The sequence below is a fragment of the Hungatella sp. SL.1.14 genome (genome assembly GCF_024460495.1).
In the GTDB taxonomy this organism is placed as follows: domain Bacteria; phylum Bacillota; class Clostridia; order Lachnospirales; family Lachnospiraceae; genus Hungatella; species Hungatella hathewayi.
Genome location: NZ_JANFYJ010000036.1, coordinates 37504 through 50668, shown reverse-complemented (window position 1 = coordinate 50668; position 13165 = coordinate 37504). Strand labels below are relative to the sequence as shown.

Genomic DNA, 13165 nt, shown 5'->3' with positions numbered 1-13165 from the left:
AATAAGGGATACCACATCCTTTCAGACCAGCGGATAACGGTGGTCTATTTGTTGTACCTGAAATTCAATCAACAATAAATTTTGAAAATTTTTCATTTTCCTATTGACTTTTTATTTGCAGGCTTAATCAGTTGACATCATTCTAGCATAAATTATTTGACTTTACCACTGCTGCGTATAGAGAAGAAATCATCTAATATCAGGTGGCAAATCTGTCGCCCCTGTGGTAAAATCGCAGTGTAACCATTTTTATCAACGGCAGAAGCCATAATGAAAATAAGCGATCCGTATATCCCTTAATTTTCATCCCTGAAAGGAGTTGACGCGCATGAAAAGTACAGCATATCTCTCATTAAACAGTGTCAGGAGGGGACACGGAAAGTCATAAGCCCCGGCTTACAGCACGCGGGAATAAAAATCCCTCCGCAAACTATGGAGGAAAAACATGGAAATTATTGATTTTAAACGGGAACATATAGAAGAAGCCTCTCTTCTGGCTATGGCTAATTATAACGAAGAGAGGACGAAAGTAACATGCTTACCTGAAGTCAGCCGGATCCCCGGTCTTCAGTCATTTGCTGACAATGGGCTGGGAGTAGCCGCATTCGAGAACCGGAAAATGACGGGTTTTCTCTGCTGCTGTTCCCCCTTTGAGCACGCCTTCCATACGGAGGCAGTCGGAACCTTCTCACCGGTTCATGCACATGGCGCCGTCAAAGAGAACCGGGCCTTCCTTTACAGGCGAATGTATCAGAAAGCCGCCGAAAAATGGGTGGAACATAAGATTGTGTCGCACGCGGTCAGCCTTTACGCACACGACCGCGAGGGGCTTGAGGCATTTTTCACCTGCGGTTTTGGTTTACGATGCGTCGATGCAATCCGGCCGATGGAGCTGTTGTCCTTTACCGCCCCGCTCCCCCTCACGCTTTCCGGCGGAATTCGTTACGAGGAGCTTGGAAAAGAGCATCAGTACAAAATACGGGACTTACGCCGCATGCTGATCGAACATATGGGAAAAAGCCCCTGCTTCATGTATCAATCGCCGGAAGAGATTGATCAGTGTCTTATACGGGCCGAAAGCGGAGATTCACGCATATTTGCAGCCTTATCCGGAGGCTCCGCCATCGCCTGCCTGGAACTCTCAGCTTCCGCGGAAACCTTCGTGTCGGAAACCGGCGGCATCCGCAATATATGCGGCGCTTACTGCCTGCCGCAGCACCGCGGAAAAGGCGTTTACCAGGGGCTCTTAAATCACGTGATTGAAACCTTGAAAGCGGAAGGCTGGACCCGTCTGGGCGTCGATTATGAAAGTATCAATCCCACCGCGGCACACTTCTGGCCCAAATACTTTGAACCGTATACCAGCGGCGTAGTCAGACGAATCGATGAATGTGCGGTCAGAAACAACTGACAGCTTAACCTGAAAAACACCGGGGGAATGCAGCAAAACGGCTGCATTCCCCCGGTCTCTACAGTTCCTCAATCTCCTCCAGAAACTTTTTAAACTCTTCCTTCGCCTCCTCAATCAGTCCCGTATCATACGTAGACAGCGCCTTCTCATACTTATGAAGCGCCGCCTCCACATGAAGCCGCTTCTCGCCAATACTCTCCTCGTAGATCCGCTCACCGCGCAGAAGCAGATACTTGTTTTCCTCCCGGTCTCTCGGATGGATCTTTAAGTAAGACAGCGTCTCGAACCGTTCCCGGATCTCCTCATCCGTCATATCCACATTGCTTCCCTTAAAGACTTCTTTCACCTGCTTCTGACTGGAGACCACCTTTACCTCCACCTCCAGAATCGAGTTAATATCGTATGTATACGTCACATCGACAGCCTCTTCACCGGCCCGCCCGGCCGGAACATCGATCATCAGCTCTCCCAGCGATAAATTATTTGCTGCAAAGCGGCTCTCTCCCTGAAGCACGTTCACGCGTATCTTTGTCTGATTGTCACTGGCCGTGTAGAGCCGTTCCGTACGGCTGGCGGGAATTACCGTATTCCGGTCGATAATCGGGCAGAACACACCGTTCTCAAACACACCCTTCTCCCATTCCCTCACCACCTCGGTTCCCAGCGTAAACGGGCACACATCCGTCAGGATCACCTCTCTGATGGATTCCTTCCGCTCCTTCATGGCGCCTTGGACCGCCGCGCCTAAGGCTACGGCCTCATCCGGATTCACATTGGTATCCGGAAGCATTTTAAACAGCCTGCTGACAAAACGGCGGATGACGGGACTCTTCGTCGCGCCGCCCACCATCACCACCTTATCGATGTCGGAAAGCCGGATATGGGCGTCTGATAAGCTCCGCTTTACCGGCTTTCGTATCCGCTCCAGGAGGTCCTCACACGCCTCCTCATACCGGGAGAGCTCCACATTAAATTCCACGATCTCTTCCCCGATCCTGCAGCGCATCCCAGAGCTTCTGGACTCCGTAAATCCCATCTTGCACAGCTCCGCCTGCTTATGAATATGGCGGACCGTCTTCTCGTCAAGGGACAGACGGTCCAGCTCCCGGTGTTTCTCAAAGAACATGTCCTCCAAAACAGCGGTAAAGTCCTCCCCTCCCAGGTAATTATCTCCCGCCACGGCACGCACCTCTAAAATGGTGTCGTAGAGCTCCAGAATGGACACATCAAACGTTCCGCCGCCTAAATCGAACACCAGAAATCTGGCGTGCTCCCGGTTCTGGTACAGTCCGTAGGCGATAGCCGCCGCCGTGGGCTCGCTGATGATCCGCTCCACTTTAAGTCCCGCCAGCTCTCCGGCCCGCTTGGTCGCACGCCTTCTGGCATCGTTAAAATACGCCGGCACGCTGATGACCGCCTCCGTCACCGGTTCCCCGAGATAGTATTCCGCGTCCTCCTTCAGCGCCCGAAGCACGAAGGAGGAGAGCTCCTCCGCCAGAAAGCTCTTATGGCCCAGCTGAAACTTCTTCCCGCTTCCCATATCGCGTTTAAAAACACTGGCCGTACTCTCCGGATGGAGCAGTCCGCGTTCCACCGCGGAATCCCCCACGTAGATCTGTCCTTCCCCCTCGATACTGACCACGGAAGGCGTCAAACGCCTGCCTAGTCTGTTCGGGATAATCTTTGGACCTTCCTCTGTATAATAAGCCGCCAGGCTGTTGGTCGTTCCCAAATCAATACCTATGATCATTTCTTTCTGTCCACCCTCTTCTGTAGATTATCAAGCGCACAACTGACCGCTATGGAATGGGGATTCAGCCGGTCTGCCTCCCGGTACATGATAAGTGCATTCTCCTGATCTCCCATTGACTCATAATACCAGCCCTGGAACAGGAATTTTTCGTAACACTTCCGGTAGCGGCAGCCCTTGCACCGGTGTCCCTGATCCATCTGCCCGAACAGCTCCAGGCCCTTCTCCCGTTCTCCCAGCGCCAGATAAAGCCAGCCCATCACGCCTTCCCTGGCTGGTTTGTAGGGACCATAGGCCAAATAGTCCTCCTCCGTCCCTTCCCCGGACAGCTTAAAATGCTCCAGCGCCGCTTTCGCATGCTCTCTCGCAGGACTGTATTTCCCCATCCGGTAATATGCCCGCGCAAGATACCGCTCATAATCAAATAGGTCGCCGTGATCCGTCGTTCTGCCAATCGCACGCTTCAGCCAGGCCACCGCCTTCGGATAATTCTGCATCTGATCCATATAAGCCTCGCCTAAATCAGACTGCCGCTCCGCCTTCTTATCTGCCGCTGCGTTTTCGATCCCTGTCTTATAGAACCGCAGAGCCTTTTTTTCGTTCCCCTGGTAAAACCACAGATCCCCCATGCGGCTGTAATAATCGTCCATCTTCGTCGTATGGCCGTACGCCTCCTCCGCCTTTTCGTACTCCCCGAGATAGGCGTAAAGCTGACCGATTTCCTTCCAGAATGACGTATACTCCGGAAACAGCTTCAAATCCTTCTCATAGCACTCAATCGCTTTCCGGTAATCGCCCAGAGCCTCATAGCAGTCAGCCATATTGCTGTACGGAAGCAGGCTCTTACTGTCCTCCATGTATTCCACGGCCTTCTCAAAGTACTTTACGGCCTCCTCAAAACGGCCCAGATACTTATAACAGCAGCCCAGGTTATTATACGCGGCCCAGTCCTTCGGGACATACGTAAGCGCTTTCTCAAAATCGCGTATGGCCTCGTCCAGTTCCATGGCATTCATGTAGATCAGTCCGCGGTGCACCAGATAGTAGCAGTTCTCCGTAACTGCGATCTGACGGCTGATATAGGCAATGGCTGTATCAAAATCGGCCCGCCTGTACTGATTCTCATACTTCTCCCGGTAATAATCCGCCAGCTTCTCGCAGGCGTCCCGGTACCCCTCCTGCAGCTCCAGAGCCTTTTCAAAGTTTTCCGCTGCCTGTACCTTCATCTTCTTTCCCTCATAACACAGGCCGCGGTTGTAGAAGAGAGAAGTAGAATCGTGATAGACCTCCGCGGCGCTGGCGTATTCCGTCAGTGCCTCATTGTACTTCTTCATATCCAGATAGATATTTCCCCGCACCAGACGGTACTGCATCCGGTCCTTATTGTTCCGGATTGCCTCTGCCAGGTGGGAAAGCGCCTCATGAAACTCCTCATTGTCCCAGTGAAGGAGAGCCGTCTCAAACTCCACCTCGGAAACATCCTCTATGTCCGTTTCCCCCTCGATCTCCTTCATCAGTTCCCCACACAGCTTTAAGGGAAGCTCCCGGTCCTCTTTCGTTCTGGCCAGGTTGCGCAGAACCTTCACCTCATACAGCTTTAAGCAGCTGGAAAACTCTGCACCGTTCTCCCTGGCCCGGTCGATGACCTCCTTGGCGTCTTCAAACTGATTGTGGTAAAAAAAGACCTGCGCCGCCAGAAGATACGGCTTATAATAGCCGGCGAAAATGCCTACCGCCCGGTGGTAATCATCCACCACCTGCTGCCCCTTTCTCAGCTCATAACACGCCTCCTGCCTGAGGAGATAGGCCGGATAGTAATTTTCGTCCTCTGCTGTCATCTGATCACAGACATCTACCGCCCGTTCATACTGTTTTGATTCGCAGAGAATGTGGGCAAGGTACTGGAGATATCCCATCCGCTCCTGCTGCCCGTCCGCCTCTTTGGCTGCCCGCTCCACGTAACCGGCCGCGGCCTCTGATTCCCCCTGCTGAAAACAGCAGCCGCCCAGAATATAGAGGGCCCTGCCCTTTCTCGATCTCCGCCTCCGGTTTTCCTGCGTGCCGTCGTCCACGGTCTCGGTAATCATACGGAGCCATTTTTCCAAATAGGGACGCGCCTCCTCATAGCGTTCCGCCTGAAATAAAACCCGTCCAAACAGATTGGTATAGCTGTATTCCTGCGCTTTTTCCGGCGTATAGCTCTCCAGGTACCGGATCGTCTCATCCAGCCGCTCGTTCTGGAACAGGCACCATGCCAGCTCAATGGCCCCCTCTTCTGCCGGAACATCCTTTCCCTCCTCGTGGTACTCCGGATTCTCACGAAGCCTGGCGATCAGCGCCTCATTCGCCGCTTTCAGCCGGCCCAGAATTTCTTCATCCCGCCCGTCCAGCTCCAGAATCTCCATCATCCATTCCCGCGCCTGCCAGAATCTTCCCTTTTCCATCAGGCATGAAACGGCGCCGGATTTTGCCTGATAATAATCCGGATAGCTTTTCAGCACCCGGGTCCAGATGGTATAAGCCTCATCCTTTTTCTCCTCCATATAACGGACACGGCCGATATACGACCAGATATAAGGATCGTCTCTCATGGAATCGCCGCATGTTTTCTCCAGCGTATCGGCGAGACGTGATGCACGGTCCACATCATGCTCCGCGAGCAGAAGGCGCAGACGCTCCACCTCCTCATAGGGATGCCAGACGCCGAATGCTGCCAGGTCGTCCAGCTCCTGCCTGCAGCCCTCGAATTCATTTCTGTCCGCCTTCTTCTTCACCGCAAAATAGCCGTCCAGATAGCCGTCCACATTCTCTTCCCCCGCGCCCCTGCGCCGGAAATACTCGAACCGGATAAATCCCTCGTGTTCCACGTAATATTCCACATAATTCAAAAAATTTTTAGGAAATTTCTCCTCCAGAAGCCCGATATCCTCCACAATCTGAAAGCTTTTATCCAGCAGCTTCCATATCTTCTGCGGCAGATAGACATGGTTCATCAGATAGACCAGAAGCCGCTCCCTGGCCTCCAGAGACGTATCCAGGCCGTCACAGACCGGATCCTCCAGAAGCTGCCGCCACTTTCTTTCATCGGTGCGGCCGTACACATCACGGTAGCATGCGTCAACCCGGTCGATCCACTCGTCGAGCTCTGTCTTTTCCTCCGACGCGTCTCCTGCTCCGGATTCCCCTTCCTCCTCCGGCGCCGCCGCAAACGCCGCCGCAGTCTCATACGCCGTCCGAAGCCGCTTAAAGCCCTCCGGATCATCCTCCGGATTCGTCTCCTTTAAAAGGCGCATGTAAGCCATTTTCACGGCGCGTTCATCCTTCGTCTCTTCGATGCCCAGAATATGAAAACTCATCTCTTTTTCCATAAGATCCCCTGCCTTACTTATCGTTCAGTTTATAGTAAAACATGTACTGCTGCAGAATCCCCGCGTACCCCCTGTACCGTTCGAGGGGAAAACCGCCCGGATAATAGGCATTCACGATCTGCTTTACATGAGTGTCCACCGGAAATGCTTCCACATGGTGAAGCCCGAATAAGCAGACGCAGTCGGCCACCTTCCTGCCGATTCCAAATTCCGCGGTAAGCATGCCGTGAGCCGTGTGGTAGTCGGCGGCGCGCAGATCATCGAGCCACGCCGCACCGTCCGGGCCGCTGCATTTCAGCGCCATGGCCCATATGTACTTATCCCGGTACCCGAGTCCCAGGCCGCCGAGCCCCTCCGGGCCGCCTGCAGCCACTGCCCCGGCCTCCGGAAACGCATTATACGTTCTCTCCACCGATTTCACGCCTTCATTCGGGTCCAGGACCAGCCCGGTGCCCGTTTTCCTGGTTCCAAATTTCTCACACAGCGCATCTACGCTGTTTCGAATCCTGGAGATATTATTGTTCTGCGAAATCAGGAAGGTGACGATCATCTCCCACAGATCCTGACGTAGGATCCTCACGCCCCCGCCAAAGGCCATGGCCGCCTGCAGGTACTCATCCTCCGGGTCCACCGAACGCTTCACCGCTTCATAGTCGGTATCCATATCAAAATAGGAACGCCAGATCCCTTCAAATTCAGCTTCCTCACAGGAAAACAGAAAGCGGCTTTTGTCCTGCATGATTTCCACATACTGTTCTCCCGCTGCAGCGGACCATATTCCGCCGCATTCCGTTTCCGCGGCGGGCCGCATGCGGAAGCACTGACCGGATTTCGCCAGCTGGCCCAGATCCATATTTTTAATCTCTGTCTCGTACATTCACGGTCTCCATTCTGCTGACGCGGCACGCACTCTAGTTCCTGTTCAAACGCTTTAGAGCCGCACGGAGCGCCGCCTCATCGCCATCGGCAAAGCAGTATCCATCCATGCCGCAGGCTCTGGCGCCCTCAATATTCACCATCACATCGTCGATGAAAAAGCACTCCTCCGGCTTTAACTGGAACCGGTCAAACAGGTGCTGATACATCTCCTTCTGCGGCTTAATGCATTTCACCTCCGCCGAAAAGAGAATTCCGTCAAAACATTCGATGCCCGGAATTATCCGATAGCATTCCAGAAGCCGTACCGATGCGTTGGAACAGAGATAGATTCCATATCCCATCTCCTTTAATTCCCGGACCAGCTCTCCCATACTCTCCAGAGGCCACATATTGTACTCATGCCAGTGCGCCAGGCAGAGAGCTGCCATCTCCTTTGCATGATCCGTTTCCAGTCTGGCCTGCATCCGCTGTAAGGCCTCTTCCTCTGAAATCACACCCATGTCCAGCATCAGCCATTCCGGCGACACAAACACGCTGGTGCAGACCGCTTTTTTCTCCTCCTCATTGTCCATAAAATGGCTGCAGACTCTGTCCGCATCGTAGCCGACCAGCACTTTTCCCATGTCAAATACAATATTCTTTATCATCTTCTTATCTCCCGTCTCTTATAGTTACAGATGACTACATTGTATCGGATATTCCCCTTTCCGTCAAGAAAACACACACGAAGCGCGGCTGCCTCATTCCGCTCCATCTGCAAAAAAAGTCCCCGCCCGGGTACCTGGACAGCCGGATCAGCTGCCATGGTTCCCGGACGGGGAGAGTGTTGTATGGAAACATTATTATTGGGGGGTGCTTCCTTAATTACAGGAAAATTATACCGCCTCCGCCCCATTCTTACAATAGCTTTGCCCGAATCTTCACGTTTTCTTTACATGCCCTTCCTCCGGCCTGCTCATTGCCTTCAAAATACCTGCAAACATAAAAAGGCGGATAAGGATCAAAAGTAGATTGACAAAATTTCCCTGCCGTTCTATAATTAGTAGTAGTTACTATTATTATATCTTACCCAGGAGGAATATATTCACATGAGCAAACACCTCTTTACCGACATCCGGGTTCCCATCGAACCTGACAATCCCTCTGTTATGCGGCATGAGGAATTGTGCATCAAATGCGGCCAGTGTAAAACGGTCTGTACCGAATCCATCGGGGTAGCCGGCTATTACGATCTGCTGAAGACCGGCGACACCGCCATCTGTATCCACTGCGGTCAGTGCGCCAATGTCTGTCCCGTCGGCTGTATTACGGAAGTTCCTGAATGGGAACACGTAAAAGCGGCCGTAAACGATCCCGGCAAAATTGTCATCTTCTCCACATCGCCGTCTGTGCGTGTAGCTCTCGGGGAAGAATTCGGCATGGAAGAGGGGAGCTTTGTGGAAGGCCGCATGGTTGCACTGCTCCGTGCTCTGGGCGGTGATTACATACTGGATACCAACTTTGCAGCAGACTTAACCATCATGGAAGAGGCCAACGAACTGATCCGCCGTTTAACAAGCAGCAATATCCCCATTCCCCAGCTCACCAGCTGCTGTCCCGCCTGGGTAAAATTTGTGGAGACGTATTATCCCGAATTCAAGGAAAATCTCTCCACCTCCAAGAGCCCCATCGGTATGCAGGGGCCGACTATCAAGACGTATTTTGCCAATCAGGAAAATCTGGATCCGAAAAAGATTGTGAACGTAGCGGTCACCCCCTGTACCGCGAAGAAATTCGAGATACGGCGCGAGGAGATGTGCTCCGCAGGCAGCATGCTGGGAATCGAAGGCATGCGTGATATGGACTATGTCATCACCACAAGAGAGCTGGCCCAGTGGGCCCGTGCGGAAGGGATTGATTTCCCTGCCCTGGAGCCCTCCGGATACGATCCGTTTATGGGAACAGGATCCGGCGCAGGAGTCATCTTCGGCAATACCGGCGGCGTCATGGAAGCCGCGGTCCGCACCGCCTATGCTGTGCTCACAGGCGAACCGGTTCCCGATGACCTCTATGATCTTAAAGAAGTCCGAGGGCTGTCCGGTACAAAGGAGGCCTCTCTGACCATCGCCGGAACCAGACTGGATATAGCCGTCGTCTACGGCACCGCCAATGCAAGGCGCCTGCTGGACAGCATCAAGCGCGGTGAGAAATTCTATCAGTTCATCGAAGTCATGACCTGTCCTGGCGGATGCATCGGAGGCGGCGGACAGCCAAAGGATAAGAACTTCTCAGGTGACGGACTGCGCCAGAAACGAATCGACGGCCTCTATGCAAGAGACCGCCAGATGAAGCTCCGTTTATCCCATGAAAATCCGCAGATAAAGGAAATTTATAAAAAATTCTATGAGAAGCCGCTGAGCCCTCTCGCCGAGGAGATGCTTCACACCTCCTACATCGACAGAAGCGGCGATTTAGGCAATTAACCCCCAGACACCGTACCGTCTCAAGCGTACCGGTGGTTGTTTCAATCCCTTAGCAGCTCATGGCGGCGTTTAAACCAGAAGTAATATGGAACTTCCGCCATCAGCATAAAGCTCCAGCCGATCAGGCAGGAGCAGGCGACCCCCGTCATCCCCATCCGCGGCACCAGAAGATAGACAAAGACAACGCGGAAGGAGATCTGGATCAGCGTGGAGACCAGCGTAATCGACATATTCCCCATTCCCCTGAAAAACCCCTGGATTCCGTTGGTAAACGCCGGCATCAGATAGAAGAATGCCATCAGGCTCAAATACTCCACGCCGGGCGCCACCATCTTCGTATCTCCATCCGATACAAACAGCCTCATCAAAGGCTCCTTCATCAGCAGAATCACGGTGCAGATGATAACCCAGTACCCCGCTTCCACAAGGAGTCCGTACCGAAACCCTTTCTTAACCCGTTCTTTCTTCCCTGCGCCCCTGTTCTGGGCGATAAATGTCATCATACCACTCGAGATACTCTGTTCCGGTGTAAATGCAAAGTCATCCACCCGGTTCACCGCGTTAAACGCCGCAATCGTACTGACCCCCAGCGGATTGATCGCCCCCTGAATCAGAAGCTTTCCGATGGGCTGGCAGGACTGCTGCAGCGCTGTGATGGAGCCGTGCTTCAGAGTCAGCTTCAACAGTTCCCCATCCACACGGAGATCCTCCCGTTTCAGCTGAAGCAATGGCACCTTCCGGTAAACGTAGGCGACGCAAAGGAGGGCCGATACCGCCTCCGCGATATCCGTGGCCAGTGCCGCGCCCACAACGCCCAGCCCCAGGCCTGCCACGAAGACCAGATCGAGGCAGCCGTTGAGAACCGAGGCCATCGCCAGAAAACGGACCGGTGTCCTGGAATCCCCCACACTCCGCAGGGCGGACGCCACTGCATTATACAGATAGGTAAACGGCATTCCGAGAAATACGATCCTCAGATACAGCACTGCCTCCCCGAAGATCTCTTCCGGTACCCGCAGAGCCTTCATCACCACCCCCGAACACGCCAGCCCCAGAAGAACTACGACAGCCGAGAAGAAACAGCCGAAGATCAGCGTAGTGGATACCTGGCGCTTCAGCTGCTCCCCGCGTCCCGCCCCGAAGAATTCACTCATCAGAACCGAGGCTCCGATACAGATTCCGGTTATCCCCAGAATCACAATACTCATCACGGGATTTGCAGTCCCCACCGCCGCCAGAGCATTCTCTCCCGCCCATCTGCCGACGATAATCGAGTCCACGGCATTATAGGTCAGCTGAAATAAGTTGCCCAGAACCAGCGGAATAGAGAAACGGATCAGCTGTGACGGTATAGTTCCTGTTGTCATATCCTTCATCATAATGTACCGTCTTCTCCCCTTCCCTTTGCCGGAACCGCACCGATCCAGACTAAAACCATTCCGGCTCCTGCACAGACCACACCGGCGGTCAGCATGGCCGGAACCCCTGCCGCATCAATGATCTTTCCGCCAAAGAAATTGCCTACCATCCCGCCTGCCGTGATGGACGCGGTAATAAATGCCTGTCCCTTTATCCGGTCCTGCGCTTCCATCACCTCATCCGAGTAGTACACAGAGGCCGGGATCAGAATTGCAAATGACAGTGCCTGCAGCAGCTGGCTTGCATGGACCATCAGCACACTTCCGGCCAGCCAGATTGCACCTGCCTTAAGCAGAAAGCCGAGCCCCGCAATCTTAATCAGACGGTTGGGGCTGATTTTCTCTGCAAGTTTTGAAAACAGAACCATCACCGGAATCTCGCAGACTGCGGCAATCGCTATGGAGGTTCCCATATCAGAGCTGTTTCCGCCAAACCGCTCCATAATCTGTATCAAATAGGTATTTACCATATTGTGAAAGGCAAACAAGAATACAATGCCGCCCAGAACCAGAAAAAACCTCCTGTACTTCTTAATCAGCGCCCATCCGCTGCCGGGTGCGTGCGGGGAAGTACCAGTCCTTTTTCCTGATCCGGAAAATGGTTCTGCTGCTTCAATTGTTTCCCCATTGCAGCTCTTCTCTCTCTCCATCCGAAAGGAGGAAATCACCGCCACCATGGTAACCAGCAGGAAACAGATGGCAATGGGTATTACACGTTCGCCGAATGCTGCCACCAAATAACCCATGATCCAGGAAAGGACCGCAAATCCCAAAGAGCCTGTTGCTCTCGCCACTCCGAAGTTCATGGATTTTCCACAGCTTATATAGTATCCGTTCACCGCGTTAACCAGCGGCTGCTGAACGCTCACCACAACCATTATCACCATAAGCAGTCCCGCTGACAGAAACCGGGATCCCGGAGCCAGCATCAGCACCGCAGCCGGAACGATGCCGAGGCACGTAATCCCCGTCATCCTCTGTCTGAGTGTGTATCTCTCACTCTTATCTGCAGCCGCCGCGATCCATGGCTGCAGTATGGCGCCCGTAACATTTCCCAGCGCCATCAGAACACCGACATCCCCCGCTTTAAATCCCTGGGACAGCAGAAATACCGCAATAAAAGTAAAGACCGCACCAAACAGCATCCAGTAATTCCCCTGAAGTGCCGCATATTTTATCGTAAGACCTCTGTCACCACGCGTTTTTTTCATCCCTCGCCTCCCGCGGGCCTTAATAGCTCCTCAGCTTATCACTCCCGTCGTCCGTCGTATTCTCCAGACGCTTTACCACCACATAGTATCCCGCCTTATCGTTAATCCTTACATAGACCCGGTCTCCCACCCTGTGTCCCATGACAGCGCTGCCCAGAGGTGATTCCGAGCTGATGAGCCCCTTCATGGAATTCCCTCTCACGGTGGTCACCAGCTTGTACGTCTCCACCTCGTCGTCATCCTCAAAATATAAATCCACCGTATTGTAAAGGCCAATCTCATCTTCCCTGGATTCATCAGACACAATCTGCGCCGTCTTAATCATACGCTCTAAATACCGGATCCGGCTCTCATTCTGGTTCTTGTCCTTCTTGGCTGCGTGGTATTCGAAATTCTCGCTTAAATCTCCGTGAGCCCGCGCCTCCTTGACCGCTTCCAGCGCTTCCCTGCGCACCACCAGCTTTCTGTAATCGATCTCTTCCTGCATTTTCTGAATATCATTCTTTGTCAGCTTATCATACATAATTCCGCTTCCCTTTCTGTCATTCTGCCATCTACTGAGTATATCATATCGGCGCATTCATTTCCATCTTCGTCATCACGTTTTTTCAACGGCCCGATCCGAATTTACTGTTCATACGCTTTCATGGCCTTTTTAATTTATTT

9 protein-coding genes are annotated in these 13165 nt (G+C 53.0%); 2 read left to right on the top strand and 7 right to left on the bottom strand.

Features of this window, described 5'->3' with window-relative positions; genetic code table 11:
• The first annotated feature begins 445 nt into the window (after nucleotides 1-445).
• Nucleotides 446-1411, top strand: coding sequence for a GNAT family N-acetyltransferase (locus tag NE473_RS27160; protein ID WP_055650462.1), 966 nt, complete (start codon nucleotides 446-448; stop codon nucleotides 1409-1411).
• A gap of 58 nt (nucleotides 1412-1469) precedes the next feature.
• Here NE473_RS27160 and NE473_RS27155 read toward each other — a convergent pair whose 3' ends face one another.
• The 4 genes from NE473_RS27155 to NE473_RS27140 are packed head-to-tail and all read right to left on the bottom strand — an operon-like array spanning nucleotide 1470 to nucleotide 8055.
• Nucleotides 1470-3161 (bottom strand): Hsp70 family protein, encoded by a 1692-nt coding sequence (locus NE473_RS27155; protein WP_055650461.1) that lies wholly within the window; start codon nucleotides 3159-3161, stop codon nucleotides 1470-1472.
• Nucleotides 3158-6529 (bottom strand): tetratricopeptide repeat protein, encoded by a 3372-nt coding sequence (locus NE473_RS27150; RefSeq protein ID WP_055650460.1) that lies wholly within the window; start codon nucleotides 6527-6529, stop codon nucleotides 3158-3160. The genes NE473_RS27155 and NE473_RS27150 overlap by 4 nt, the downstream gene beginning before the upstream one ends.
• A gap of 13 nt (nucleotides 6530-6542) precedes the next feature.
• Complete coding sequence (locus NE473_RS27145) at nucleotides 6543-7406, bottom strand: DNA-3-methyladenine glycosylase family protein (RefSeq protein ID WP_055650459.1); 864 nt, start codon at nucleotides 7404-7406, stop codon at nucleotides 6543-6545.
• A 34-nt stretch (nucleotides 7407-7440) separates the two neighbouring features.
• Entirely contained in the window at nucleotides 7441-8055 is a 615-nt protein-coding gene (locus NE473_RS27140; protein WP_055650458.1) for an HAD family hydrolase, read from the bottom strand.
• Nucleotides 8056-8496: 441 nt separating this feature from the next.
• Between NE473_RS27140 and NE473_RS27135 the strand changes: the two genes are divergently transcribed.
• Entirely contained in the window at nucleotides 8497-9870 is a 1374-nt protein-coding gene (locus NE473_RS27135; protein WP_055650456.1) for a [FeFe] hydrogenase, group A, read from the top strand.
• Nucleotides 9871-9911: 41 nt separating this feature from the next.
• Here NE473_RS27135 and NE473_RS27130 read toward each other — a convergent pair whose 3' ends face one another.
• Genes NE473_RS27130 through NE473_RS27120 form a run of 3 tightly spaced genes read right to left on the bottom strand, consistent with a single transcriptional unit; the run spans nucleotide 9912 to nucleotide 13022 of the window.
• Nucleotides 9912-11249 (bottom strand): MATE family efflux transporter, encoded by a 1338-nt coding sequence (locus NE473_RS27130; protein WP_055650455.1) that lies wholly within the window; start codon nucleotides 11247-11249, stop codon nucleotides 9912-9914.
• A complete protein-coding gene (locus NE473_RS27125) occupies nucleotides 11246-12499 on the bottom strand; it encodes an MFS transporter (RefSeq protein WP_055650454.1) in 1254 nt (417 codons plus the stop codon). Before NE473_RS27125 ends, NE473_RS27130 begins: the two co-directional genes overlap by 4 nt.
• 19 nt (nucleotides 12500-12518) lie before the next feature.
• Entirely contained in the window at nucleotides 12519-13022 is a 504-nt protein-coding gene (locus NE473_RS27120; protein ID WP_055650453.1) for a GreA/GreB family elongation factor, read from the bottom strand.
• Nucleotides 13023-13165 lie beyond the last annotated feature (143 nt).

Excerpts from the sequence above, each read along its gene's own strand:
- NE473_RS27160 (WP_055650462.1), top strand. The coding sequence starts at position 446 with ATGGAAATTATTGATTTTAAACGGGAACATATAGAAGAAGCCTCTCTT.
- NE473_RS27155 (WP_055650461.1), bottom strand. The coding sequence starts at position 3,161 with ATGATCATAGGTATTGATTTGGGAACGACCAACAGCCTGGCGGCTTAT.
- NE473_RS27150 (WP_055650460.1), bottom strand. The coding sequence starts at position 6,529 with ATGGAAAAAGAGATGAGTTTTCATATTCTGGGCATCGAAGAGACGAAG.
- NE473_RS27145 (WP_055650459.1), bottom strand. The coding sequence starts at position 7,406 with ATGTACGAGACAGAGATTAAAAATATGGATCTGGGCCAGCTGGCGAAA.
- NE473_RS27140 (WP_055650458.1), bottom strand. The coding sequence starts at position 8,055 with ATGATAAAGAATATTGTATTTGACATGGGAAAAGTGCTGGTCGGCTAC.
- NE473_RS27135 (WP_055650456.1), top strand. The coding sequence starts at position 8,497 with ATGAGCAAACACCTCTTTACCGACATCCGGGTTCCCATCGAACCTGAC.
- NE473_RS27130 (WP_055650455.1), bottom strand. The coding sequence starts at position 11,249 with ATGATGAAGGATATGACAACAGGAACTATACCGTCACAGCTGATCCGT.
- NE473_RS27125 (WP_055650454.1), bottom strand. The coding sequence starts at position 12,499 with ATGAAAAAAACGCGTGGTGACAGAGGTCTTACGATAAAATATGCGGCA.
- NE473_RS27120 (WP_055650453.1), bottom strand. The coding sequence starts at position 13,022 with ATGTATGATAAGCTGACAAAGAATGATATTCAGAAAATGCAGGAAGAG.